Source organism: Breznakibacter xylanolyticus, from assembly GCF_003254275.1.
GTDB classification, from domain to species: Bacteria; Bacteroidota; Bacteroidia; order Bacteroidales; family Marinilabiliaceae; genus Breznakibacter; species Breznakibacter xylanolyticus.
Genome location: NZ_QKZK01000008.1, coordinates 141,529 through 165,599 on the forward strand (window position 1 = coordinate 141,529; position 24,071 = coordinate 165,599).

The 24,071-nt window shown below is 46.9% G+C and carries 26 protein-coding genes; 21 read left to right on the forward strand and 5 right to left on the reverse strand.

Annotation, left to right across the window (positions count from 1 at the left end):
* The first annotated feature begins 353 nt into the window (after positions 1-353).
* From LX69_RS06680 to LX69_RS06690, 3 genes are all read left to right on the forward strand, one after another.
* Complete coding sequence (locus tag LX69_RS06680; RefSeq protein WP_111445053.1) at positions 354-584, forward strand: hypothetical protein; 231 nt, start codon at positions 354-356, stop codon at positions 582-584.
* A gap of 13 nt (positions 585-597) precedes the next feature.
* On the forward strand, positions 598-1,230 hold the full coding sequence (locus LX69_RS06685) for a DUF6266 family protein (protein ID WP_111445054.1): 633 nt from the start codon (positions 598-600) through the stop codon (positions 1,228-1,230).
* 846 nt (positions 1,231-2,076) lie between these two features.
* Positions 2,077-3,249: a hypothetical protein gene (locus LX69_RS06690; RefSeq protein WP_111445055.1), complete on the forward strand. Its 1,173-nt coding sequence runs from the start codon at positions 2,077-2,079 to the stop codon at positions 3,247-3,249.
* 572 nt (positions 3,250-3,821) lie between these two features.
* Here the strand turns inward: LX69_RS06690 and LX69_RS06695 are convergent.
* Together LX69_RS06695 and LX69_RS06700 are read right to left on the reverse strand one after the other, a co-directional pair.
* On the reverse strand, positions 3,822-4,079 hold the full coding sequence (locus LX69_RS06695) for a Txe/YoeB family addiction module toxin (RefSeq protein WP_111445056.1): 258 nt from the start codon (positions 4,077-4,079) through the stop codon (positions 3,822-3,824).
* Entirely contained in the window at positions 4,070-4,279 is a 210-nt protein-coding gene (locus LX69_RS06700; RefSeq protein WP_111445057.1) for a DUF2683 family protein, read from the reverse strand. The genes LX69_RS06695 and LX69_RS06700 overlap by 10 nt, the downstream gene beginning before the upstream one ends.
* A gap of 385 nt (positions 4,280-4,664) precedes the next feature.
* Here LX69_RS06700 and LX69_RS06705 point away from each other — a divergent pair, with 385 nt between their 5' ends.
* The 4 genes from LX69_RS06705 (at position 4,665) to LX69_RS06720 (ending at position 9,652) form a co-directional block, all read left to right on the forward strand.
* The gene (locus tag LX69_RS06705) at positions 4,665-8,213 is read left to right on the forward strand and encodes a hypothetical protein (protein ID WP_111445058.1); all 3,549 of its coding nucleotides are present in this window, start codon (positions 4,665-4,667) and stop codon (positions 8,211-8,213) included.
* The gene (locus LX69_RS06710) at positions 8,213-8,599 is read left to right on the forward strand and encodes a hypothetical protein (protein WP_111445059.1); all 387 of its coding nucleotides are present in this window, start codon (positions 8,213-8,215) and stop codon (positions 8,597-8,599) included. Before LX69_RS06705 ends, LX69_RS06710 begins: the two co-directional genes overlap by 1 nt.
* 512 nt (positions 8,600-9,111) lie before the next feature.
* Positions 9,112-9,360 (forward strand): type II toxin-antitoxin system ParD family antitoxin, encoded by a 249-nt coding sequence (locus tag LX69_RS06715; RefSeq protein WP_111445060.1) that lies wholly within the window; start codon positions 9,112-9,114, stop codon positions 9,358-9,360.
* Positions 9,353-9,652: a type II toxin-antitoxin system RelE/ParE family toxin gene (locus tag LX69_RS06720; protein WP_111445061.1), complete on the forward strand. Its 300-nt coding sequence runs from the start codon at positions 9,353-9,355 to the stop codon at positions 9,650-9,652. Before LX69_RS06715 ends, LX69_RS06720 begins: the two co-directional genes overlap by 8 nt.
* Positions 9,653-9,798: 146 nt before the next feature.
* Here LX69_RS06720 and LX69_RS17525 read toward each other — a convergent pair whose 3' ends face one another.
* Complete coding sequence (locus tag LX69_RS17525) at positions 9,799-9,999, reverse strand: hypothetical protein (RefSeq protein ID WP_146260660.1); 201 nt, start codon at positions 9,997-9,999, stop codon at positions 9,799-9,801.
* Between the two features lie 218 nt (positions 10,000-10,217).
* On the opposite strand from LX69_RS17525, the gene LX69_RS06725 reads away from it, so the two are divergent.
* The 7 genes from LX69_RS06725 (at position 10,218) to LX69_RS06755 (ending at position 14,159) form a co-directional block, all read left to right on the forward strand.
* Positions 10,218-10,637: an REP-associated tyrosine transposase gene (locus LX69_RS06725; protein WP_245934952.1), complete on the forward strand. Its 420-nt coding sequence runs from the start codon at positions 10,218-10,220 to the stop codon at positions 10,635-10,637.
* A gap of 207 nt (positions 10,638-10,844) precedes the next feature.
* Positions 10,845-11,156 (forward strand): type II toxin-antitoxin system HigB family toxin, encoded by a 312-nt coding sequence (locus LX69_RS06730; protein WP_111445062.1) that lies wholly within the window; start codon positions 10,845-10,847, stop codon positions 11,154-11,156.
* Positions 11,146-11,610 (forward strand): helix-turn-helix domain-containing protein, encoded by a 465-nt coding sequence (locus LX69_RS06735; protein WP_185741702.1) that lies wholly within the window; start codon positions 11,146-11,148, stop codon positions 11,608-11,610. The genes LX69_RS06730 and LX69_RS06735 overlap by 11 nt, the downstream gene beginning before the upstream one ends.
* 386 nt (positions 11,611-11,996) lie before the next feature.
* Positions 11,997-12,377: a transposase gene (locus LX69_RS06740; protein WP_262509755.1), complete on the forward strand. Its 381-nt coding sequence runs from the start codon at positions 11,997-11,999 to the stop codon at positions 12,375-12,377.
* Positions 12,378-12,930: 553 nt separating this feature from the next.
* Complete coding sequence (locus LX69_RS06745; protein ID WP_245934954.1) at positions 12,931-13,338, forward strand: transposase; 408 nt, start codon at positions 12,931-12,933, stop codon at positions 13,336-13,338.
* A 294-nt stretch (positions 13,339-13,632) separates the two neighbouring features.
* Entirely contained in the window at positions 13,633-13,884 is a 252-nt protein-coding gene (locus LX69_RS06750; RefSeq protein WP_111445063.1) for a prevent-host-death protein, read from the forward strand.
* Positions 13,881-14,159: a Txe/YoeB family addiction module toxin gene (locus LX69_RS06755; protein WP_111445064.1), complete on the forward strand. Its 279-nt coding sequence runs from the start codon at positions 13,881-13,883 to the stop codon at positions 14,157-14,159. The genes LX69_RS06750 and LX69_RS06755 overlap by 4 nt, the downstream gene beginning before the upstream one ends.
* Positions 14,160-14,577: 418 nt before the next feature.
* On the opposite strand, the gene LX69_RS06760 is transcribed toward LX69_RS06755, so the two are convergent.
* Positions 14,578-14,922: a translation initiation factor gene (locus LX69_RS06760; RefSeq protein ID WP_111445079.1), complete on the reverse strand. Its 345-nt coding sequence runs from the start codon at positions 14,920-14,922 to the stop codon at positions 14,578-14,580.
* Positions 14,923-15,433: 511 nt separating this feature from the next.
* Between LX69_RS06760 and LX69_RS06765 the strand changes: the two genes are divergently transcribed.
* The 7 genes from LX69_RS06765 to LX69_RS06795 all read left to right on the forward strand — a co-directional run bounded on the left by LX69_RS06765 (position 15,434) and on the right by LX69_RS06795 (position 23,667).
* The gene (locus tag LX69_RS06765; protein WP_111445065.1) at positions 15,434-16,270 is read left to right on the forward strand and encodes a sulfide/dihydroorotate dehydrogenase-like FAD/NAD-binding protein; all 837 of its coding nucleotides are present in this window, start codon (positions 15,434-15,436) and stop codon (positions 16,268-16,270) included.
* A gap of 3 nt (positions 16,271-16,273) precedes the next feature.
* Positions 16,274-17,752, forward strand: a complete 1,479-nt coding sequence (gene gltA / locus LX69_RS06770) for an NADPH-dependent glutamate synthase (RefSeq protein ID WP_111445066.1) — start codon at positions 16,274-16,276, stop codon at positions 17,750-17,752.
* 102 nt (positions 17,753-17,854) lie between these two features.
* Positions 17,855-18,847 carry a dihydroorotate dehydrogenase-like protein gene (locus tag LX69_RS06775; RefSeq protein WP_111445067.1) on the forward strand — a complete coding sequence of 331 codons (993 nt, stop codon included), beginning with the start codon at positions 17,855-17,857 and terminating at the stop codon, positions 18,845-18,847.
* A gap of 116 nt (positions 18,848-18,963) precedes the next feature.
* Positions 18,964-19,305, forward strand: a complete 342-nt coding sequence (rpsF, locus tag LX69_RS06780) for a 30S ribosomal protein S6 (RefSeq protein ID WP_111445068.1) — start codon at positions 18,964-18,966, stop codon at positions 19,303-19,305.
* Between the two features lie 3 nt (positions 19,306-19,308).
* Entirely contained in the window at positions 19,309-19,578 is a 270-nt protein-coding gene (gene rpsR / locus LX69_RS06785; RefSeq protein WP_111445069.1) for a 30S ribosomal protein S18, read from the forward strand.
* A gap of 19 nt (positions 19,579-19,597) precedes the next feature.
* Positions 19,598-20,041, forward strand: coding sequence for a 50S ribosomal protein L9 (gene rplI, locus LX69_RS06790; protein WP_111445070.1), 444 nt, complete (start codon positions 19,598-19,600; stop codon positions 20,039-20,041).
* Between the two features lie 158 nt (positions 20,042-20,199).
* Positions 20,200-23,667 (forward strand): hybrid sensor histidine kinase/response regulator, encoded by a 3,468-nt coding sequence (locus LX69_RS06795; RefSeq protein WP_111445071.1) that lies wholly within the window; start codon positions 20,200-20,202, stop codon positions 23,665-23,667.
* Between the two features lie 126 nt (positions 23,668-23,793).
* Here the strand turns inward: LX69_RS06795 and LX69_RS06800 are convergent.
* Positions 23,794-24,071 (reverse strand): IS66 family transposase (locus LX69_RS06800; RefSeq protein ID WP_146260661.1); only part of this gene is annotated, 278 nt, incomplete at its 5' end.

The following is a 24,071-nucleotide window of genomic DNA, read 5'->3' on the forward strand; positions in this document are numbered from 1 at the left end:
AGTCGAAGAACCCTCGAAGCAGTCCCGAAGAAGGGGCGAAGCAGACCCGAAGAAGCGCATTCAATGATCCCCAGCTGGGTTCTAAATCTGTTGGGTGATTTGGTATTGTTTTGACGGTGAGTTGATTAAGTGGGGTTCTTAATGACGGTAATATTACTGTCATTTACTATTCGGAGAACGCATGATAGATTTGCAACACCTCTTGAGCGCGCAGAGGTGGTTGGCGGCTGATTGACTGCAGCAATGAGTGAGCCAACCCGGAGTGAGTTAACCACGACACAGGTCGGTGTCGGTCTGTCGCGAAAGACAGGCAGCGGGAGGTGGTCGTGATGTTTTATCTAAAAAACAGAGTTATGAATGATTTGAGAATATTTATAGTGGCGTCGTCGGGAACCCTGTTGACGCAGATGGCTCAGGGCGAGATGCCGGTGATAGGGCCTGAACTGGACGCGTGGCTAACCAAGACGCTCATCAGCGTGGTGGGTGGCATTGTGTCGACCCTGGCCTATAAGCTGCTGAGCGATTGGATGGGCAAAGGCCGATTGTTCGGAAAACGAAGAATGTTAAACAGTAAAAAAAACTAAAAACTAAATTGTTATGGGAAAATTTTATAAGGGAATCCTGGGCGGATTCTCGGGAAAGGTTGGCACCGTGATTGGGAGCCGATGGAAAGGCTTGGAGTACATGCGCTCAAAGAGCGCTCCCCGCAGGGGCGGGTTTTCGTTGAAGCAGTTGGAACAGCAGGCGCGTTTTGGCCTGGCCGTGCGATTTCTGCAACCGTTGCAGCCGGCGCTGGCCATTGGTTATCGGGCCGCGGTGCGTCATTCCACCTTTATGAATAAGGCGGTGTCCGATTTGTTGCAGTATGCCATTGAGGGCGATTACCCCGACTATCAGGTGGCGCCGGCGTTGGTGCGCATTGCTCAGGGGCCGTTGCAGGCACCTTCGGGCTGCAACGTGGCCGTGCAGGGCGGCCGTGTGGTGGTGACCTGGACGGCACCCACCGGTCAATTGCGAGGCAGCGAGCACGATGGGGTGTTGTTGGTGGCCTTAACACCGGGGGGAGTGCCATGCTTTGATTTGCTGACCGCAACGCGCGGGCAGGGCACGGCTTCGGTGGAGTTGCCCACGGCTGACCCGGGAGCGCAGGTGTACGTCTATCTGGCTTTTGCATCGCAAAGCTGTGATGATGTCAGCAACAGTGTGGTGGCCGGCGTGATCACGCTTTGATGGATTTGTATGAAAGGGGCATTCGCATTTGCGGGTGCCTCTTTTTTGAAGTGGAGGCGTTGAAAAGTGTGAGTGTATAAGCAAGTGGCAAAGTGGCAAAGCAGGAAAGTGGCAAAGTGGCAAAGCAGGAAAGTGCAGGAGTGCAAAAGTGAAGTGGCAGAGTAGCAGAGTGGCAGAGTGGCAAAGCAGGAAAGTGATAAAGAGAGAGAGTGCGAAAGAGCAAAAGTGAGAAAGGGTGGACGGTGCCTGTCATTTAAATAAATGACGAAACATGCTTCAAGTTCTTTTTTGTTGGATTCGGGAGCTAATGATGTCGATTAGCGCCTCGGCGTTGCACATTTACTACTATATAACTCTTTTGAGTTATCTGATTTTTATTTGAACAAGGGGGAGCAACGCTTCATCAAGATGATTTAATACATCAAAATAAAACTCTGTGTCCCTGTGCCTACTATATAACTCTTTTACCGAGTGGCACTGAGGCTTCTTCTCCTCACTGGTTCTCATCTTATCTCACTGCAACTCAGCGTTAGTTCTTAGTTTGTTAAGTAGCGGACGATGATTAAATGCTGAGTTATCTGCTTTCATAATTAAACGCAATCTATTAATCATACCAACTCAGTGCCTTTCTTGGCATAGCCAAGCGACTGCGTCGATTAGCGCCTCAGCGTTTATTTTGACTCCGTGTTCATTGAAAACTCTGTCATAAAAACTGACTTTTTTAAACACATTGATCCCGGGTGGTTTTGGGTTGTTGGGATGGAATTCTTACCAGATGTCATGTGATGGGGTGTTGTGGGTGTTAAATAATTATTAATTTTATCAGACTGAAAAACCTAACCTTTTATGATTCATCAGTTGGCTGAGCTTATGATGCAGGTACAGAGCCGTTATGCCCGGGTGTGGGCAGGCGGGTGTTTGCCCTTGCAACTGCCTGCTGTTGGGAATGTGAACCATCTGTTTGATGCCGTGGAGAGAGCGGTGCGCGAGCGGGTGACCGTTGGTTTGGGCAACCCGGCCGATGAGCAGATTCAGCGGGTGTGGTTTTGTCAGCTCTATGCCATGCAGCGTTGTTGTTGCATTCATCAGTGGCCGGAGCCGTTGTCGGCAAAGGAGATGATTCGGGCGTGGTGGTTGCACGACTTACTGGTTTATTCACGTTGGCTGCTGCTGTTGCATCATGCCAATCATTACACCGAGGGGTGGTTTGATGATGCCGGACGCCCTTCGTTGTCGTGCCTGACTTTACGGTGCTGTGGTGAGGATGTTTCCATCCGATGTCAATTGCCCCGGGAACTGGCGCAGCACGTGGATGCTTTGTGTGAGTTGGCATACATCAACCCCTATGAAATGGTGGTGTGCCGGTTGGCTGAGACAGCCCGGAGCACGGGGCTGCCCGCGGCCACCGCAGCCTTGATTGTGGTGGTGGCTGATTCACTGTTGTACTTTGCTCCCGAAAGTCTGCATCAGGAGCGTCAACTGACCCATTTTTTGAGTGCCTTGCATCGGCAGTTGATGCGACGCTGCTGTGATGGGGCGGCCTTGCAACCGATGCAATGGCTCACGATGGTGTTGCGGTGCCAAGGTATGCCCGCCGAAGTGTTGGATGAGGCGCTGCAGGCGTATCTGGTCGGGTGGACTACCGATGTGGATCACTGCTTGTTGGCGCAAGAGATGGATGAGTGGGAAGCCATGGATGTCTCGAGGCTGCCCGATGGTGCAGCCGGTATGATTCAGACCGTGTTGCACCGGCTTGGCAAACTGTGCCGCATGCCCCACGAGCCGGAGTTGCCGCCTGAGCTGCGCATTCAGTGGGGAGGGACGGTGAAAGAGTTTGTGAGTTTGTTTCATCCGCTTATTGTGAAGAAACGCTTGCTGTTGAAAGGCAACAACGATTTGTTGCCGTTGGTGGGGGTGTTGGGGAAAATTTTTGCCATCGACAAGTCGCGCGGCGAAGGATTGCTGGCTGTGGAGTCCCTCATCAGCTATTTTAAACGGGCCAATGCAGGGGAGGAGTGAAGGGACTCGGAGAATCCCCTCCCCGAGACCGGTGCCCTGTGACTGGTGAACGATGCCCTGCTGGTGCGTAAGATAAACGCAATACCTATTATCAGGTATGGACGCATGAGAGCCTTGCTGTTATTCTCTCTTCAAACGACTTAACGGCTGAGAAAAACAATTATATCCATCAAAATCTGTGACGTGCATTGCTGGTACAAATTCCCGAAGATTATTGGTATTCAAGTGCGCGAAATTATGCCGGACTTAGTGCTGTGCTTGATGTGGAATTGCTTTCTTTACCTTGGAAAACGGTGAGGTAGTCAGGAGATTACAGGCGCGAGGACGGCGAAGTTGCAAACTTCGCCGAGCAAAGGCAATAAGGTGCTTGATGAAAAAATCCACTATGTCCACAAAAATCCAGTTGAGGAGGGGTTGGTGTTCTATCCCGAAGATTATGTGTATAGCAGTGCACGTGATTACAGAGGGGAAAAAGATATTTTACTGGATGTGGTAGTTGTTTAAGTGGCCACACTATACAATCGTGCGGCAGCGGGAGTCAGCGAAGGGTATTTACGTTAGGCAGTTTTTTTCTAATAATGTCCTTTAATCGAAAGGATCATAATCTTATCGGTATAAACTTCATAAACAATGCGGTGTTCTTGGTTAATGCGGCGAGACCAGCAACCAGCAAGGGCATATTTTAAAGGTTCTGGCTTGCCAATGCCTTCGTAAGGCGTTTCAGAAACAGACTCGATAAGTTCACGGATTTTTTTCAGTACGGCCACGTTGTTAGTCTTTTTCCAGAAAGCCAGATCTTCGCAAGCCTGTTGGGTGAATTCTATTTCCATATATCATCGAGGCCAATCTTAAACGTCTTGCCCTCGGCGGCTTGTTTGCGGCTGTTTTCAATTTTTGCAACAAACTTCGGGTCGTAAGGTGAATCTTTTGCAACTTCGAACTTTATCTTTAGTGCTTCAAAAAACGCTTTAATGACATTCATTTCATGGTCATTAGACGGATGGGCAATCAGGATATCTTGTGTTTTCATATCTCTTATAATTAAGGATATCTTGGTTTTTATTTTTAATCAGGATGTCGAAAGGGTGTATCCCGACACCCAAAAATACGAAAAATCGATGAAATTGTCCACCCCGTTCAGCGTAGCGTCCCGCTACGTCGTTACCCAAAGGCCTTTGGCCATCCCTGCTATCTGTAGAGTGTCTATGAGGTTTTGAGCTCGGCGTCATTTGTAATGACGTCGTCTTCATGTTTGTCGTTTTTAACGACAAAAAGCAGTACACGATCGTCTGTTTTGTTTAACTTATGGTGATAATCAATCGTATGTCCACAGGTTATCAAATCTCTGCTAGCCGTAGTTTGTAACAGTTAGTAAGCTCGGCGATATTTTTAATTACCCCTCGAACAGCAGTGCCGTGGCCACCCCCTCGCAAACCGGACAATATGGTTGTTCGGTGGTGGTGTCGGCTGCCGACAATCAAAAACACGGCTTCGATGCCGTGGGCAATGGCAAAGTCAAGCCCAACAACTATTTCCTGTCGTCGAAGGCCGGCGATGCCGTGCCCTGGAAGTCGTTGCCCGTGGGGGGCAACGACTATGTGATGGTATCGGTGACCGGCGATTGTTCGCCCGACAGCCTGCGGTACCTTCGCGAATCGGATATTCCGACCCCCTCGGCTCCAAATGGCAAAAAACAACAGTTGCTGCTCACCGGCACCGCCCCGGGCGACGAAGAAGTGCTCACCATTGCCCTCTCCACCAAGCAACTGCAAAAGGATAGCACCACCCGCCAGACCCTCACCGAAGCCGGCGCCCTGGGGTTGGTGACCTATGCCCCGCAGGTGCGCAACGTGGTGATAGTGCCCGTGAACGATGCCGTGGCTCCCTCAGGCAGCAGTGCCGTGAAAACGGTGCTCGACAAAGTGTTTGCCCCCGCCCTGGTGAGCTGGAATGTGACCGTGGAGCCGGCCATCACGGTGAGCGGCATCACCGCCGACGGCTTCTCGACCACCGGTCTGGCCATCGGGAGCCGCTACACGCCCCACATGAACCAGGTGATCAAAGCCTACAAGGCCACCCGCAAGATCTCCAAAAACACCCTGGTGCTCTTTTTTGTGACGGCGCCCCACAGCGACAAGCTGGGCTACATGCCCCTGACGGGCGACTATGGCTTCATCTTCAACCTGGGCAGCAACCTCGAGCTGCTGGCTCACGAGCTCAGCCACGGCGCCTTCAACCTCAAGCACACCTTTAGCGACGATGCCTACTGGCGCCAACGCGGCCCCGCCCCCCGCTTTGCCGAGCGCACCACCCAAAACCTCATGGACTACACCAACGGCACCGAGCTGTGGAAGTACCAATGGGATTTGATACATAACCCCGAGACGGTGTGGCTGGGGGCGCTGGAGGAGGAGGAGGGGGCGGCCTTTCGTGAAGAAGGCACCAAATTCCTCTGCATCAACGATGCCAATGCGCTTGCCAAACTTGCCAAATACCAAACCCTCTACCTCCCCGACGGCAAAAAGGCCGATCTGAAAGGCAAATACAACGCCTCCGGATTCTATTTGGCCGACGACGTGACCCAATCGGCACGGGGTGCCATTTATTCGTTGCGAATCAATGGGTATGACAACGTACAACTGTTCAACGATGCCAAAGAAACAAAGGCATTCGGTTACAGGGTTACCGACAGCACCGCGGTACGCTCGGTGACGGCCGATGCACTAAAAGCCGACGACGACGCCGTTGCCTATCGCGTGTTCATCGAAAAAGGCAATGGCAACAACGGTAAAATAACCGTCAAGAACGGTAACGAAACGGTGGAAACCATCGATTTTACCGGTGACTGCAACTGCAATTATCACGAGAAGGCCGAAGAGGTCTATTTCAAGACCAATTCCATCGCGCAGGTATATGTGGACTATTTCCAAAGCAGGAGTTTAAGAATAGACCAGGCAATCGACAAGGACAACGCACTTATCGACCAACTGGTCGATGCCATTAACAGGCAAAAATCTGCGGGACTGCAAGATGAGCTGCTAGGCAACGTGTTGGCCGACAAACTAAGGAGCTACGAAAAATTCAACGATCGAAAATTCTACGTGGCCGTGGTGCCGCAAAATACGCTGTGCCTCAACCAAAAGGCTTGGAACCGGTTGGCCGATGCGGTGTTCCTCAAAGCCAACTTGCCCGACAACGCCATCCTCATCACCCTGCCTTACGTGCAGTGCGCAGGTATTGGGCGCGACAAAGGCGAGTTCTTCTTTATGCCCGGCCTCACCTTTGGGGGCAACATCCGCATTGACCTGTCGGGATTGGCAAAAAGCTACCAGAACACACAAAACTCGGCAGCCTTCATTGCCGACAATACCAGTTCGCCCATGTGGACGTTCGTAAAAGATGTGTTCGCCAACACCGACAAGCAATACATTCGCCGTTACTATTACATCACCGCCAAGGGCGAAATTATAGGGCGGAGCGAAACTGCCGCGTCTCATGTCGGATTTCCGGGAACGGTCGATTTCAGGTTGATGGTCGATACAAGGTTCTTCGAATATGCCAAGTTGCTGACCGAGTCCGAACGCTATTTGGACAGTAAAAACCTGGCGAACAACGCCCACGTCATCGCAGCCTTTAACAAAAGGCGCTTGGAACTCAACATTGCCCTGTCCAACTTTTATATGGACCATGCCGAGCCGCAAGATTCTGTGGTCGTCCATGGCATGAACGAGTACACGGGCACGTCCGATGAGACCAACTGCGCCCGGTTTGCACTTTGGTACCGCGACCGCTTCTATTCCCCGGGCACTAAGCAGGGCTCGCCCGGCGACGACTGTTTTTATGCCGGGCGCAACATGGTGGTGTACAACGAAAACATTGCGAACATCGATGCCCTTGGGCTGATGCTTTCGCCCTTTGGCTTCGATTGGGTTGCCGATGCCATCGGCTGCGTGTATGCAGGTTACTACTGCGATTTTGGCAACAGTGCCATGTACGGTTTGGGAATTGCCGTCCCGGTTGTGTCCATCGTGTACGTCAAAGGTTCGGCCAAAGCGCTGCTCAGCGGTTTACGGCGCGGGCAATGCGAATTGGTTCAGGAAGGCTCCGGATACGCCATCCGCTGGATTTCCCGACAAGCCGATGGCCTCGACGACTTGTTGAGAAGGCTTAATTCTCCCGATTTGGAAGATGCCTTTAAGGCCGATTTTAATAACTTTACCGAGGCCACAAGGAAAACGTTCCTGGAGAAACCGGAGTTGGTAGAGAGTTGGAAACTACTACTTCATACAAATATTCCTGCTACAATTAGGACGAATCCTACTTATTTAAGTGCGGTTAGCAAGCAGCTTACCAACTATGGGAATGATGTAGTTTTCCAGTTTGAAAGAGTGCTGCCAAAGATTGAGGTGGTTGATCTACCTGTTTTTTTCAAGGCCTTAGATAATCCCAATAGCATTGACCATGTAAGGTCTTTGGTCGGAGACTTTGAAAATATTCCAGGGATATCATTGACAAATTACACACCTAATGGATTACCTAAATCTGCTATTGATCCACCAGATACTTGGGCTAACCCATTGTTAGATTTACCAGCTCAAGATGCCCCTAATTTTTCAAACGCCACAGCTAAAACTCTGACTCCTGGACAAAAGATTTATCGAGTAATTGGAGAAACCCCTGCCGGAGGCTATTGGACTTATGATCTACCAACAAGTAAAGCTGATATTTTTGGAGGTACAGCAGTACGTCCAGAGTGGAATAGTGCAACTAAGTATGTTGAATATACGATTCCAGATGGAGGTTTGAAGGTTTGGGATGGGCCTGCTGCAAGTCAGCGTCTTTTGAATGGGATTGATGATGTATCACTTCCAGGAGGGGCAATTCAAATATATGTTCCAGAGCCATATAGGCAGATAGGAAACGCTTTTGATAATCTAAATCCAGTTGATTTAAACTTCAAATGATGAATAAAAGTAAGGAAAAGCAGTATGAAGACATAGTGGAACAAAGTATAGGTGTTTTTTCCGAATTAGAGACCATAGTACTATCTATTAAGAATAATTTTATAGAAGAGCAGAGGCAAGACCCAAGACTTACGATAGAAATGGTGGATAAAAGTTTAGAATTACTTTCTTCCTATTTAGCAAGGTTCAGAGGATATCAGGATAGAAGTAAATCAGAATGGTCGCTTGAAAAAGACATTGATTACGTTAGCCAAACAATTCAATCATTTTTTCGAAAATTTGACAATCCGTTTTTGGGCTCAGAAAGATGGTATCAAAGAATCGTACAGCTTCAAGATCAACTATCAGAGCAAGCAAGAGAGCTTGATAGTTTGATTGAGGAGTGATTATCTAATTTAATTCTGCGAACCGTGTCTACCCTCTGCTGGCGCGGTTCTGCGAACCGTGTCCACACCATGGCAAGCACTGCTAGCGCGGATTTGCAATCACAGGTGGTCGAAAGATCGATAATGAGCAAGGTATGGTCATTTGTCCCACTACTGGCCCCTCTGCTGGCGCGGTTCTGCGAACTCCGCTAGCTCGGATTTGCAATCACGGGTGGTCGAAAGATGTTAATGAGCAAGGTATGGCCATTTGTCTCACTATTGGCGCGGTTTTGTGAACAGAGTCCTTTTCACATCTTGCTTGACTTGTTTTGTCTGCAAGGGATCACATTAACGTTTGTCATTTTAGCGACCTCCGGTTGGTAGTTACTACTCCCAATCATCGGTAGTGGTAACTACAAGCAGTAGGTACCGACTACTACTGATGGTATGTAGTTGGGTGTAATTTTAAAAACCGATTAATATAACTTGAAATACTTACCAAAATTTGGTAACTTTGGGCAAAATCGTTTAAAATGAAAAACACTTCAATTTCACTTGGGAATTATTTTGACCAGTTTGTACATACTCAAGTATCTGCAGGTCGATATAAAAATGTAAGCGAAGTCATTCGTGCAGGACTTCGACTTTTGGAGAATGAAGAAAGTAAAGTAATTGCATTGAAAAATGCAATTCAAGAAGGTTTAAACAGTCCAAGAGTAGAGAACTTTGACTTTGACGAAAACCTAAAAAAAATAAAAGCTGAAAAAAGGAAAAATGGCTAAAGTTATATTAAGACAGGAAGCCATTGACGATTTAAATGATATTTGGAATTATACTTTCGAACAATGGTCAGAGAATCAGGCAGACAGATATTATGCATTGCTGAAATTTTCCTGCAAAGAAATTGGAGAAAACCCTGAGCTTGGTCGAGAATATCTTGGAATAAGAAAGAATTTGCTCGGACTCAAAACAGGAAAGCACATAATATTTTACCTTTTGATCTCAGCAGACGAAATTGAAATTATTAGAATATTGCACGAAAGTATGGATTTAAATAATAGATTGACAGAATAAAAAAACTACACTGCTAGCACGGATTAGCAATCACTCCGCTAGCGCGGATTTGCAATCCGTGCTATTGTAAGTGTCATGTGTTTAGTATTTTAATGGAGTTGAAGGTAGTCCTTTAATCGGAGTTTACCTCCGTTCGTAGCTTCCCGCTACGTCGTTTCCTGTCGGCCTCTGGCCATCAAAAACACGGCTTCGATGCCGTGGGCAATGGCAAAATCAAGCCCAACAACTATTTCCTGTCGTTGAAGGCCGGCGATGCCGTGCCCTTCTCCCCATCGGCTCCCCCAGCTATTCGTAGAGTGTCTATGAGGTTTTGTGCTTGGCGTCATTTGTAATGACGTCGTCTTCAAGATTGTCGTTTTCAACGACAAAAAACAGTACACGATCGTCCGTTTTGTTTAACTTGTGGTAAAAATCAAGAGTATGTCCACCGGTTATCAAATCAAAGAGCAAGGCGAACTTTATTATCTGACTTTTCTTCTGTTAGTAATTTGTTTTTAAAGGTCAGAAGGAACTCGCCAATAATCACACTTGCGTTAGTCGAAGCGTTCAATATGGCTCGTTTCAAGTGGTTCATTGGGTCGATTTGTTTTCCCGTTCGGTTTACCGCGACATCGTGATCGACAGTTTCAGATATGCCATCGAGCACAAAGGTTTTCAGTTGTTTGCCTACGTGGTGATGAGCAATCACGTGCATTTGGTGGCGCAAAGCAGTAGTGGCAATTTGAGCGGCACCATCCGCGACATCAAAAAGTACACCAGTAAACGCATCATCGACACCATTCAAACTGTTCCAGAGAGTCGGCGCGATTGGATGTTATCCGTCTTTTCGCATGCTGCCGCACAGCACAAACGCAATACCGATTACCAGGTGTGGACGCACGAAAACCATGCCGTCATTCTCTATTCAAACGACTTTACAGCCGAAAAGATCGACTACATCCATCATAACCCGGTGCGTGCGTTGCTGGTGCAAAATCTCCGCTAGCGCGGATTTGCTATTCGGCTTACTCTGCTGGCGCGGTTCTGCGAACCGTGTCCACACCATTGCAAGCTCTCCACCAGCTGGGAAATAAACATCTGCATTCATATCCACAAATCAAAATAGCAGTAAACATCATCAAAATAAGTTGAAGAAATATCATCCGCTAATAAAAGTTACCAATCAGGGTAACTTTGACTATCTTTGTCAAGTATGAGAATCATAAAAGAGTCAACATTAACCGATCATTGCAAGCAAAGCAAGTACCAACAGGCCGAAGAGTCAGTAAAGGCTTGGATTTACGAGGTTAGGTTCTCAACATGGAGCAATGCAAATGAACTGAAAGCAAAATACGGCAATGCAAGCATTATAAGCTCAAAAAGAGTCGTTTTCAATATAAAAGGCAATGATTTCCGCTTGATTGTTGACATAGAATACAAGTTGAAAATAGTCTTTGTTGTTTGGTTCGGAACTCATAACGAATACGACAAGATAGACGCAAAAACAGTAAGTTATGAAAACTAAAATATTAAAGACGGAACAAGAATATAACGACGCATGTGAACGCATTTATACATTGATTAATAGCAATGAAAATGCCATAGAATCCGACAGTCCAGAAGGAGAAGAGATGGAACTGTTATCATTGCTTGTTGAAAAATACGAGCAAGAACATTATTCGGTAGAAGCACCCAATCCAATTGAAGCCATTAAGTTTAGAATGGATCAGATGAACCTGAAACAATCAGATGTCGCACCCTTGTTTGGGGGAGAAACCAGAGTATCGGAAGTTTTACATGGAAAAAGACCATTGACATTAAAAATGATCATCCTATTAAATAGATACTTAGGAATCCCATTGGAATCATTAGTTTCCGGAAATAAAGAAGTGAAACTGGAACCGGAAAAACGGGAGAAGCTTTTAAGAATAGAGTCTATTAAGGAATATTTTTCAGGTTCAAGGGCAGCAATGATTTGATCCTCTGCTTGTGCGGTTCTGCGAACCTTGCCCATAGTATGGCTGTGCTAGCGCGGATTTGCAATCCGTGCTACATTAACTGTCAAATATTCAAATTTATAAGAATATCATCCCACTGCTGGCGCGATCCAGTGAACCGTGTCCACACCATGGTAAGCCAGTGCTTTCTATTTGAGCTTATTTGCATCCGTGCTACAATAAAAGCCATGCTTCTAGTGTTTTAAAGCAATTGCAGCCACCCTGTTTCGTTTGTCTTACCACTAAATGGCTTATCTTAGACCAACAAAACCTTGCCGATGAGCCGCAAATATAAATTCCACAATCCGGAATGCAAAAACATATTGGTTGACAGTCTGGCTTACTGCCAATAACAGAAGGGGCTTGAGATATTTGCCTGGTGCATCATGCCCAATCATGTGCATTTGATGGTAAGAGCAATAGAAGGGCATTTGTTGCAAGACATTTTGCGCGATTTCAAAACGTTTACCACCAGCAAAGTCATCCTGAAGGCCATGGCCGAAAACCAACGAGAGAGCCGTAAAGAATGGCTCTTAAAACAGTTCTCCACACCTGACGGTAACCGTTTTTGGCGCGCAGACAATAACCCGATAGAACTGTGGAGCAATGCAGCGATAGACCAAAAACTGAATTACATCCACCAGAATCCGGTAGAAGAAGGCTTGGTTTTTCGTGCGGAGGATTATGTTTATAGTAGTGCCAATGATTATGTCGGTGGGCATGGGTTGTTGGGTATATGGGTGATATAGTGGGTGTTGTGGTGGCACGGATTGCAAATCCGCGCCAGCGTAGGGGGGCATGAGCTGTTGGGTATGTGTGTGATATAGTGGGTGTTGTGGTAGCATGGATTGCAAATCCGCGCCAGCGTAGGGATAGACCAAAAACTGAATTACATCCACCAGAATCCGGTAGAAGAAGGCTTGGTTTTTCGTGCGGAGGATTATGTTTATAGTAGTGCCAATGATTATGTCGGTGGGCATGGGTTGTTGGGTATATGGGTGATATAGTGGGTGTTGTGGTGGCACGGATTGCAAATCCGCGCCAGCGAGGAGCTCGGCGTCATTTGCAATGACGTCGTCTTCAAGTTTGTCGTTTTCAACGTCAATAAACAGTGCACGATAGGGCGTTTTGATTCACTTGTTGTGAAAATCAATAGTATGTCCACCGGTTATCAAATCAAAGAGCATGGCGAAATGTACCATCTCATGTTTCTTCTGCCCGTAATTTGTTTTTATAAGTCAGAGGGAACTCGCCAATATTCATTCTCGCGTTGGTCGAAGCGTTCAATAAGGCTCGTTTCAAGTGGTCAAGTGGGTTGATTTGTTTACCCGTCCGGTTTACCGCGACATCGTGATCGACAGTATCAGATATGCCATCGAGCACAAAGGTTGTCAGTTGTTTGCCTACGTGGTAATGAGCAACCACGTGCATTTGGTGGCGCAAAGCAGTAACGGCGATTTGAGCTGCACCATCCGCGACATCAAAAAGTACACCAGTAAACGCATCATTGAAACCATTCAATCCATTCCCGAGGGGCGTCGTGATTGGATGATGTCCGTGTTCTCACATGCCGCATCACAACATCAACGCAATACCGATTGTCAGGTATGGACGCGCATGAAAGCCATGCTGTTATTCTGTATTCAAACGCCTTTACGGCTGAAAAGATCGATGACATCCATCAAAATCCGATCCGTGCGTTGCAGGTGAAAAAATCCCGAAGATTATTTGTATTCAAGTGCGCGAAATTATGCAGGATTGAGCGCCATGCTTGAGGTGGAATTGCTTTCTTTACCATGGAAAACGGTTTGGTAGTCGCAGACTACAGTCGTGAAGACGGCGAAGTCGGAGACATTCGCCGAGCAAAAGATAAACTTCGGTTAGCAGAGGGTTCAATGTAAGAGTCGAAGATAATTTCATCTGGTTAAGTAGGATGAAATGAAGGGATTGAGCCTTTAATTTCGTAACTTTGTACCATGTTAGTACGCATTAAATCGAAATGGCATGTTAGTAATTAGTAGTAGACAATTTAGGCAAAATCAAAGGCTGTACTTTGAACGAGCAGATAAAGGTGAGCAAATTATTGTTCAGCGAGGAGCCAAAAGATCTTATGCCTTAACACCCATAAATGAAGATGATGTTTATTTTAGTGCTGAGATGGTGAATAAAATTAAACACAGTGCAGAGCAGGCTGAAAAAGGCGAGGTAAAAAGAATTACAAGTTCTGAAGATATAAATGATTTACTTGGAATATGAGCTATGTTTTGGAGTTTACCAAAGTCGCTTTAGGTGAAATCGAAAAACACAAAAAGGCTGGAGATAAGGCTGTTCTTAAAAAGATCGCTAAACTGCTAAACGAAATCAAAGAAAACCCTATTGAGGGAACTGGAAGATTGGAGCTGATGAAATATGGCCTTGCTGGAAAATATTCGCGCAGAATAAATGATAAGCACCGACTCGTTTACTCAATTGATGAGGATGCCCTTACAGTTCATGTTCTAAGTCTTTGGGGACATTATGGTGATAAGTAATACAACTATTTCCCTGTTGCCGCGCGATTCTTTGCTTTGCAAAGCTCCCAGTGGCGCGCATTTCCAATTTGTGCTGGTGTAAATGACATGTATTTAATATTTTTAAGTTAGTCAAAGACAGTCCTTTAATCGAAGTTTGTCAATGCAGCTCAGTGTATGCCTCCGACATTGCCGTCATCAAGTTAGTCGTTATCCACAATCAGCTGCCCTGTGCAGCTTTCGCTATCCGACCATCAAAAAACTCGGTTTCGATGCCGTGGGCAATGGCAAGGTAGGCATTTTGTTAATCCGTCTTGTTTTGCAAACAACAGAGTGTTGGTCATTGAGAGTTGCTTCAAAACATTCAGAGATTTATGCGTCGTTTGATCCCTATTTGGGGGCAACAAATATCAGGCACGAACTTTCAATACTCCCCATTTCATCCTCCTGCTTTTTTGGCTTTGTAACCTGCTTTGATCAGCATGTCGAGCACCTTGTCGCGGAAATCGCCCTGAATGAGGATTTCGCCATCTTTGGCAGTGCCACCCACCCCGCATTTGCTTTTGAGTTGTTTGCCCAATTCTTTCAGATCATCATCGGCGCCCACAAATCCGGTGATTAGTGTGACCATTTTGCCGCCCCGTTGTTTTTTGTCGAGCATCACGCGTAGGTCTTGTCGCGATGGGGAGGGCGTTGTGGCGTTGTCCTCGTTGTTATCGGTATATTGAAAATTGGGGTTGGTTGAATATACCACCCCTTCGGGGCGTTGATTTTTCTTGCTCATGAGTTTTTTTTGCAAAAATAAGCGATTTTGAAGCAAGTCAAACGTGATTCGGCTGGTCACCGTTGCGTTTTTGTTTCGCATCTAGGGCTTGGTTTGGTCATTGTTGGGAATCTTGGTGCGGGTGTTGTCTGGCTTAGTGTACATTCAGTGTCGACCTTAATGCGGCTGATTGTGTTTGTGTATCTTCTGTTTTGTAGAAGTGCTTTTGTTCATTTTTTCATTCTCTTAAGGTTGTTATTTAGATTCGATACAAATATAAAACCCTTGCCCTGAAACCCATTCATTACAAATCCAATTTTATATTTTTGGGGCGTTTTAACAGGGGTGTGTTATGGTGCATTTCTGTCATAAACAGACTGTTGCAAGCATAGGTGAATTAATATGGATTTATCATCATGATGTGTGCATTTGTTTTAAATTGATTGTATTTTTATTGTTTTTGTGATAATTGAAAAACTTTGACGATCCCGAGTGAGGACGCCGAAAGCCATTAAATAAAAACCAGCATTGAATGAACAAGATTGTTGCGAAGGAATTTTTTTCCGAAAACGTGGTTCGTCTCGAGATTGAAGCCCCACGTATTGCCAAAGCACGTCGCGCAGGCCATTTTGTGATTGTAAAAAACGGGGTGGATGGGGAAAGAATCCCTCTGACCATTGCCGGGTCTGACCCAAAGAAAGGGACCATCGACCTGGTGGTGCAACGCGTGGGCGTTTCCTCGCGCAAGCTCACCGAGCTTAACGTGGGCGATGAAATTACCGACCTGGTAGGGCCTCTTGGAAAGGCCACCCATGTTGAGAAGGTTGGCACTGTGCTGGCTTGCGGCGGGGGTGTGGGCGTGGCTCCATTGCTTCCCATTATTGAAGCTTTTAAACTGGCCGGTAACCGCGTAATTACTGTGTTGGCTGCTCGTAACAAAGATTTAATCATCCTCGAGGAGCAAGTGCGCAAGTATTCCGACGAAGTGGTGGTGATGACCGATGATGGATCTTATGGCAATAAAGGATTGGTGACCGAAGGTATGGAGATGATCATCAACCGCGAAAAGGTGGATCTCTCGGTGGTGATTGGCCCGGCCATCATGATGAAGTTTGCATCCATGACCACTAAAAAGCACAATATCCCAACCATGGCCAGTCTCAACACCATTATGGTGGATGGTACCGGCATGTGTGGTGCTTGCCGTGTCACTGTGGGCGGTAAGGTGAAGTTTGTGTGCGTGGATGGTCCCGAGTTTGATGCTCATCAGGTGGACTTCGACGAGATGCTGCTCCGCCTGAGCGGATACAAGGGCATCGAAAAAGAAGCTGAACTCAACTATTTGTCTAAAAATTGTAACGCGAAATAAATTATGGCTGTTAGTCCAGAATTCCTTAAAGCCGAACGCGAACAACCTTGGCGCGTGGAGCTGCGGTCGAAAATGAAAAACAAAGAGCGCACCGCCCTCACCCGTGTGCACATGAACGAAGTGGATGCCCGCGAGCGCATTCTTTCAAACATTGAGGTGAACCAGGGGCTCAATCAGGTTCAGGCCATGGCCGAGGCACAGCGCTGTCTCGACTGCCCCAATCCAACCTGTATTACCGGTTGTCCCGTTGAAATCAATATTCCCAAATTCATCAAGCACATCGAGTGTGGGAACTTTGCCGATGCGGCCAAAACACTCAAAGAAACCAGTACATTGCCTGCCGTGTGCGGTCGGGTGTGTCCCCAGGAAAAACAGTGCGAGTCGCAGTGTTTTTATACTCAAAAAATGAATGCCGAACCCGTTGCCATTGGTTACCTGGAGCGTTTTGCCGCCGACTGGGAACAGAACAGCGGTCAGATGGCCATCCCCGAGCAGGCGCCGGCCAACGGCATTAAAGTGGGTGCCATTGGCTCAGGTCCTGCCGGCCTCACCTTTGCCGGTGAAATGGCTAAAAAAGGCTATGATGTGACTGTGTTTGAAGCTTTACACGAAATTGGGGGCGTGCTTAAATACGGGATTCCCGAATTCCGTTTACCCAACCGCATTGTGGATGTCGAAATTGACGTGCTCAAAAAAATGGGGGTGAAGTTCGAGACTAACTTTGTGGTGGGTAAAACGGCCAATGTCGAAGATCTGCAGGAAGAGGGCTACAAGGCTTTCTTTGCCGGCAGTGGTGCCGGATTGCCCCGTTTTATGGAGATTCCGGGCGAAAACTATATTGGCATTCTTAGTTCCAACGAGTACCTCACCCGCGTCAATCTTATGAATGCGGCTAACCCGACTACCGATACCCCTATTATTAGTGGCAAGCGAGTGGCGGTGATTGGTGGTGGCAACACGGCCATGGACTCGGTGCGTACCGCCAAGCGATTGGGTGCCGAACGAGCCATGATTATTTATCGTCGCGGTATGGACGAGATGCCGGCTCGGGTTGAAGAAATTAAGCATGCTCAGGAAGAAGGAATCGAATTCCTCACCCTCACCAATCCGGTTGAATATCTGGCCGACAGTCAGGGACGGGTGTCGCAGGTGCGGGTGCAAAAAATGGGATTGGGTGAACCCGATGCCAGCGGACGTCGTCGTCCCGAAGTCATTGAAGGCTCGGAGTACCTCATTGATGTGGACACCGTGGTGGTGAGTGTGGGTGTGTCGCCGAACCCGATTGTGCCCGATTCGTTGCCCGACTTGAAGATGACGCGTTGGCACACCATTGAGGTGAACGATGACAATTTGCAGTCGTCAATTCCCTTCCTCTTTGCCGGTGGCGACATCGTGCGCGGAGGGGCCACCGTGATTTTGGCCATGGGCGATGGACGCAAAGCCGCTGCAGCCATGGACGAATATCTTCAGAAAAATCAGTAATCGGGATGTCTCATTATTATTTTTAACCGGATTCCGGCATCGGGAGGAGTTGCTTTGGCACAGCCGGCTCGGTTTCGGATCCACTTTTTAACAAACGACATTATGCAAAACCTCAATACAACTTTTATCGGGATTCCCATCAGCTCGCCCATCGTGGTGGGGAGCTGCGGTTTGTCATCGACCGTCGAAGGAATCGAGAAGCTGGCCAAGGCCGGTGCCGGTGCCATTGTGCTCAAATCGGTATTTGAAGAAGAGATTTTGATGGAGTACGAGAAGAATGTCCTCCCTAACGTGGGCCCCATGGGCAACGACCTGGAGTTTTTTGATTATTACGACTATCAAATTAAAACCGAGGTGCTCAATAAGTATGTTCAGTTGATTAAAGAGGCTCGTGAAAAGGTATCGGTGCCTCTGATTGCCAGTATCAACTGTCGTAGCACCAGTGAGTGGATGGCTTATGCCGTGAAGCTCGAGGAGGCCGGCATCAGTGGTTTGGAGCTTAACTTGTTTCGTCTTCCTTTTCACACCTCGCAAACGTCCGAGCAGCTCGAAGATGAGTACATCACCATCATCAACAAGATTCGGGAGAAGGTGCGGGTGCCATTGGCGGTGAAAATTAGCCCCAATTTTACCAATCTGGTGAACTTTGCCCGCCGTTTGTCGGCCACCGGCATTCAGGCGTTGGTGATGTTTAACCGTTATTTCAACATCGATTTCGACATCAAAAATGAGCAGGTGATTTCGGGCGGAGCTTATTCCAATGCTGCCGAATACATGCTGCCTTTGCGCTGGACTTCCATCCTGAGCAATCGTTTGGAGTGTGAAGTGGTGGCTTCAACGGGCATTCATACCGGCGAAGCAGCCATCAAGATGTTGCTGGCCGGTGCCCGTTCGGTGCAGGTGGTGAGTGCCATTTATAAAAACGGGCCGACACACATCCGCGCCATGTTGCACGACATCGACAGCTGGATGAAGGAGAAGGGCTACGAGAGCATCGACGATTTTAGGGGGAATCTGAGCCAGACCATGGCCGATAATCCCGAGATATTTGAGCGCGTTCAGTTCATGAAATATTTCAGTGACCACAAGGCGTAACCATTCTGTGTGGTACCCTTGGGGCAGAAAAGCAACGCAATTTGAAAAAAGTATTTGGCAGGTGCGAATTAATTCCTACTTTTGCGCCGCATTTATAAACATTTAATTTAAGTGATATGTTAAATCAGTATGAAACCGTTTTCATTTTAACTCCCGTTTTATCTGATGTTCAGATGAAGGAGACGGTTGAGAAGTTTAAGACTTTGATCACTGAGAACGGAGGCGAGGTTATCAATGAAGAGAACTGGGGCCTTCGCAAATTGGCTTATCCCATTCAGAAAAAGTCAACAGGGTTCTATCAGTTGTTCGAGTTTAAAGCACAACCCGATTTTGTTGAAAAATTAGAGGTGAACTTCCGTCGCGACGAGCGAGTGATTCGCTTTTTAACTTTCAAAATGGATAAGTATTCTATCCAGTACAGTGAAAAAAGACGCAGTGTAACCAAAAAAGAAAATTAAGCCATGGCACAAAATCAAAGTGAAATCAGATATCTGACTCCTCCCTCGGTAGAAATCAAAAAGAAAAAATACTGCCGTTTCAAGAAAAACAAGATCAAGTTCATCGACTATAAAGATCCCGATTTCTTGAAGAAATTTTTGAACGAGCAGGGAAAAATTCTTCCTCGCCGTCTCACCGGTACTTCTTTGAAATATCAAAGAAAAGTGGCTCAAGCTGTTAAGCGTGCTCGTCACCTGGCGTTGTTGCCCTATGTAACCGATTTGATGAAATAAATAATTTGGAGGAATTAACATGCAATTGATATTAAAAGAAGATGTAATCAACCTGGGGTCGAAGAACGACGTGGTTAGCGTAAAACCCGGTTACGGTCGTAACTTCCTCATCCCTCGCGGATATGCTGTATTGGCCACTGAGTCGGCCATGAAAGTGCATCAGGAAAATATGCGTCAGCGCGCTCACAAAGAAGAGAAAATCAAGGCCGATGCCATTGAGTTTGCTAAAAAACTTGAAGGCAAAACCATTACCATTGGTGCTAAAACCAGCTCAAGTGGTAAGATTTTCGGTTCGGTTAACACCATTCAAATCGCTGAGGCTCTTGAGAAAGACGGTATCAACGTAGAGCGTAAAAACATCAGCATCAAAGCCGATGTGAAAGAAGTGGGGACTTACACCGCTACCGTTAAATTGCACCGTGAGGTGAAAGTGGAAATTACGTTTAACGTGGTTGCCGAATAATTTTTTTAGTTTTTCATTTTAGGATACGTTTTCAAACAAACATAAAAAAGCCATCCGTCGGGGATGGCTTTTTTTTTTACCCATCAGCCATTTCTCTATTTTTGCATGTCTGTTTTTTGTGCATTGTTCGTCACCCTAATTATATCCTTCCAGTTGCCATGGCTAAGATTGTTGTTACCTTGATGTTGCTGACCTTGGTGGGTGTTTGGACCTGGGCTCAGCCTCAGGAAATTCTGTTCCGTCACATCAAAACCGAAAATGGGCTCACCAACGATATGATTCATTGTGTGGTTCAGGATACTCACGGGTATGTTTGGATTGGAACCGACGAAGGATTGAATCGTTATGACGGTTACGAGTGTGATCAATTTAAGCACAATCGTTTTGATGAAATGAGTTTGATTGACAATGCCATTGTGTGTCTATACACCGATTCGAAACATCGCTTGTGGGTGGGGACGCTCAACGGGTTGTGTCGGTTTAATTCGGAGCAAGAAAATTTTGATCGTTTTGTGCCAGAAAAAACAGATGTATTTATAAATACAGCCAATCGGGTGACCGGTATTCGGGAGAACATTGATGGGAATCTTTATGTCACCACCGAAATAGGCAAACTTTATTTGCTTGCGGACAACGAATTGCGTGAGGTGCGTGATTTTAGTCAATATGGCAATATTAAGGATTTTGAGATTGATGGAAGTGGCGTTTTCTGGATTGGAGCACGTCACGGCTTGGTGCGGTATAATCCTACGACCAATGAGGTGAAGCACATCAGTTGCTATCGAGCACAGGGGCAAGAGGTGCCTTTGTCAATGACCCGCACCCTTTTTGACGATGGGGTGAGGATTTGGGTGGGTACCGACAGTGGTCAAACGGTTTATTTTAATAAAAAAGATCTGACCTCTAGTTGCTTGGTGCTTCCTAATATTTACATCACCTCCGTGAATGATATTTTTATGGATGCGGAGGGGACGCTTCATGTGGCCACTAATGGCGGGTTGTATAAATTGGATCGTGCCTTGAATGTGACCGAATATTATTATTTCAGGCAGGATCACCGCCATGGCATCAGTAATAGTACCGTCAATAGCATTTATCAGGATCGACAGGATAATTATTGGTATGGCACACAACAGGGGTTGAATCTGGCCATGAATGCCAAGGGGTTCCGCAATTACAATAACTTTAGCAACCGTGTGAAGCTCGATATTACCAATGTGCAGTCACTGGCTGTGGATGCTGCGGGTAATTATTGGTTGGGGTCTTATCACAGCTGCATCAATGTGGTGAACATGGACAAAGCTACCAAGCAGTTGTTTATGCCCCGTCCCGGTGTGGTTGGTTCTCTGGGACAGTCATCGGTGATTTGTTTGTTCGAAGACCGACAAAAAAATATGTGGGTGGGCAGCTATGCCGACCCTCTGCAGCGATATGACCCCAAGACGGGACGATTTGTTAATTATCATTTTACAGTGCCTCAAAGTCGTAATCCGAAGGCTCTTGATGTTCGTTCGATGGTGGAAGATGCCAAGGGTAATTTGTGGATGATCAGCCATGGTACCGGGTTGATTAAATTCAATTCGGAGACAGGACAGTACAAAGGTTTTTGTCGCGATCCGCAGAATCCTCAACGCACGTTGGCTGATGATTATGGAACACAAATCATTAATGATCACGACAGTTTGTTGTGGATTGCCACTCCTTCGGGGCTCTCGAAGTTTGATTTGGCCACCGAAACATTTCACAATTATTATCATCAAAGCAGTGATTCAACCAGTTTGAGTAACAATCAGGTCACTTCGGTGTTTTGTGATTCGCTGGGAAATATTTGGGTCGGTACTTCTTTTGGCCTGAATCTGATGGATCGCAAGCGCAATTGTTTCTATCATTTTTTTGAAGACAACGGTTTGCCCAGTAACCAAATTAAGAGTTTTTTGGAGGAGAAGCCCGGCACCATCTGGATGGGCACCGGATATGGGTTGAGCCGATTGACTTATCAGCGTCAAATGGGGCAGGAACCTGTTGTGACCTTTCGGAATTACAATCGTGCTGACCATCTTCAGGACATCTTCTTTTGGAGCAATGCTGCTGTCAAGCATCCCAATGGAGACATGGCATTTGGGACAGAGAGTGGGTTGCTGGTGTTTCGTCCTGATCGGATTCATGATAATCCTAATCCACCATCGGTATATATTACCGAGTTGCAGTTGTTCAATCAGCCTGTGAAAATCGGGGATTCTGATTCGTTGTTACATTCGCATATTTCTCAAATCAATGAGATTCGCTTGCGTCATGATCAAAACATCATCACGTTAAAGTTTGTGGCCATCAATCATATTGCACCCGAAAACAATCGGTACGCTTATCGCCTTGAGAATTTTTCAGACCAATGGACCGAGACCTCCGAGAAACGGGAGGTGACTTATACCAACTTGCCGCCCGGGACTTACCGGTTTCAGGTAAAGGCTTCTAACAACGATGGTGTTTGGAATCATCAGGGCGCCAGTCTTACCATTGTGGTACTGCCCCCCTGGTGGCAGACGTGGTGGTTTCGAGTGTTGTTGTATTCGGTGATTGTGGTGTTTGCGGCTTCGCTTTATTTGTTGCGTGAAATGTTGTTTCGTCATCAGCAGCGCAAGTTAACGCAATTGGTAGGCGAACGCACCCGTCAGTTGGAGGAAAACACCCTGTCGTTGGAGGAGAAGCAGCATGAAATAAATGCACAGAACGATGAGTTGCGCCTTCAGCGCGATGAACTGGGGCGTGCCAATGAAGTACTTCAGCAGCAGCAGGAGCAGATTCTGATACAACACAAGGAATTGGTGCAGCATCGCTTTCATTTGGAACAACTGGTGGCCGAGCGCACGGCCGAGTTGGTGGCCGCCAAGGAGAAAGCAGAGGAGGCCGACCGGCTTAAGTCGTCGTTTTTGGCCAATTTTTCGCACGAGATACGCACTCCGCTAAACGCCCTGCTGGGCTTTTCGGCCTTGATGAGTGAGCCCGATCTCAATTCGGAGGAACGCGAGCAATTTGGTTCCATCATTCATCACAATAGCAACACGTTGCTCGAATTGATTAATGACATTTTGGATATATCGAAAATGGAAGCCGGTCAAATGCAGTTGGTGATGCAGCCTGTGCAAATCAATGCCATTGTCAATAATCTGATTGGGACTTTTGAGCTGTTGCTTAAACGCCCCGAAGTAGGGTTGGGCAAGTCGGTGAAGCTGCGACTTAACATCCCCGATTCTCTGATGCATGCCATCATTGTGGCTGACCGATTGCGGCTTGAACAGGTGTTGTCGAATTTGATTAGTAATGCGCTCAAATTTACAGCCCAAGGCACAGTGGAGATAGGCTGTGAGCGACTGTCGCATCAAGGGGTGATTCGGTTTTACGTCAAAGATACCGGCATTGGCATCAAAGACGAGAATTTGGAGTTGATATTCGGTCGTTTCCGCAAGGTCGAGGATGATGCTTCGCAGCTGTTCAGGGGCAATGGGTTGGGGCTGGCCATCTCGTCACACCTGGTGCAACTCATGGGCGGGACTATGACGGTAGAGTCGAAAGTGGGAGTGGGCTCGGTGTTTTATTTTACTCTGCCCGATCGTGGCGGGGTGAATTGATGCGGTTTGTAATCTCTAAGATATTGATTTGATTCACGAAAAAGCCCCGTCTGGATGTTCCTGGCGGGGCTTTTTCGTGATGTGACGTCATTGTTGTTATGTATCCACCCCAGCAACCCCATCTATTTATATCAAGTCCCTGTTGATAAATTGCGGCAGTAGTTCTTTGAAATTCTTGACAGGTGTTGCCTGAATGTTATCCATGACAAATTTGAGCCACCGCAGAGGGTCGATGTCGTGTTTTTTGCAGGTTCCGAAAAAGCTGTAGAACATGGCAATGTTTTCGGCGGCATCATGAGAGCCGGCAAAGAGGTAGTTTTTCCGCCCCAAGGCCAGTGGGCGGATGGAGTTTTCGATCAGATTGCTGTCAATTTCCAGCATTCCGTTGGTGAGGTAGTTTTGCA

Excerpts from the sequence above, each read along its gene's own strand:
- LX69_RS06710 (WP_111445059.1), top strand. The coding sequence starts at position 8,213 with ATGAATAAAAGTAAGGAAAAGCAGTATGAAGACATAGTGGAACAAAGT.
- gltA (WP_111445066.1), top strand. The coding sequence starts at position 16,274 with ATGGCTGTTAGTCCAGAATTCCTTAAAGCCGAACGCGAACAACCTTGG.
- LX69_RS06775 (WP_111445067.1), top strand. The coding sequence starts at position 17,855 with ATGCAAAACCTCAATACAACTTTTATCGGGATTCCCATCAGCTCGCCC.
- rplI (WP_111445070.1), top strand. The coding sequence starts at position 19,598 with ATGCAATTGATATTAAAAGAAGATGTAATCAACCTGGGGTCGAAGAAC.
- LX69_RS06730 (WP_111445062.1), top strand. The coding sequence starts at position 10,845 with ATGAGAATCATAAAAGAGTCAACATTAACCGATCATTGCAAGCAAAGC.
- LX69_RS06715 (WP_111445060.1), top strand. The coding sequence starts at position 9,112 with ATGAAAAACACTTCAATTTCACTTGGGAATTATTTTGACCAGTTTGTA.
- LX69_RS06695 (WP_111445056.1), bottom strand. The coding sequence starts at position 4,079 with ATGGAAATAGAATTCACCCAACAGGCTTGCGAAGATCTGGCTTTCTGG.
- LX69_RS06680 (WP_111445053.1), top strand. The coding sequence starts at position 354 with ATGAATGATTTGAGAATATTTATAGTGGCGTCGTCGGGAACCCTGTTG.
- LX69_RS06765 (WP_111445065.1), top strand. The coding sequence starts at position 15,434 with ATGAACAAGATTGTTGCGAAGGAATTTTTTTCCGAAAACGTGGTTCGT.
- LX69_RS06690 (WP_111445055.1), top strand. The coding sequence starts at position 2,077 with ATGATTCATCAGTTGGCTGAGCTTATGATGCAGGTACAGAGCCGTTAT.
- LX69_RS06795 (WP_111445071.1), top strand. The coding sequence starts at position 20,200 with ATGGCTAAGATTGTTGTTACCTTGATGTTGCTGACCTTGGTGGGTGTT.
- LX69_RS06735 (WP_185741702.1), top strand. The coding sequence starts at position 11,146 with ATGAAAACTAAAATATTAAAGACGGAACAAGAATATAACGACGCATGT.
- rpsF (WP_111445068.1), top strand. The coding sequence starts at position 18,964 with ATGTTAAATCAGTATGAAACCGTTTTCATTTTAACTCCCGTTTTATCT.
- LX69_RS06720 (WP_111445061.1), top strand. The coding sequence starts at position 9,353 with ATGGCTAAAGTTATATTAAGACAGGAAGCCATTGACGATTTAAATGAT.
- LX69_RS06700 (WP_111445057.1), bottom strand. The coding sequence starts at position 4,279 with ATGAAAACACAAGATATCCTGATTGCCCATCCGTCTAATGACCATGAA.
- LX69_RS06750 (WP_111445063.1), top strand. The coding sequence starts at position 13,633 with ATGTTAGTAATTAGTAGTAGACAATTTAGGCAAAATCAAAGGCTGTAC.
- LX69_RS06760 (WP_111445079.1), bottom strand. The coding sequence starts at position 14,922 with ATGAGCAAGAAAAATCAACGCCCCGAAGGGGTGGTATATTCAACCAAC.
- LX69_RS06685 (WP_111445054.1), top strand. The coding sequence starts at position 598 with ATGGGAAAATTTTATAAGGGAATCCTGGGCGGATTCTCGGGAAAGGTT.
- LX69_RS06755 (WP_111445064.1), top strand. The coding sequence starts at position 13,881 with ATGAGCTATGTTTTGGAGTTTACCAAAGTCGCTTTAGGTGAAATCGAA.
- rpsR (WP_111445069.1), top strand. The coding sequence starts at position 19,309 with ATGGCACAAAATCAAAGTGAAATCAGATATCTGACTCCTCCCTCGGTA.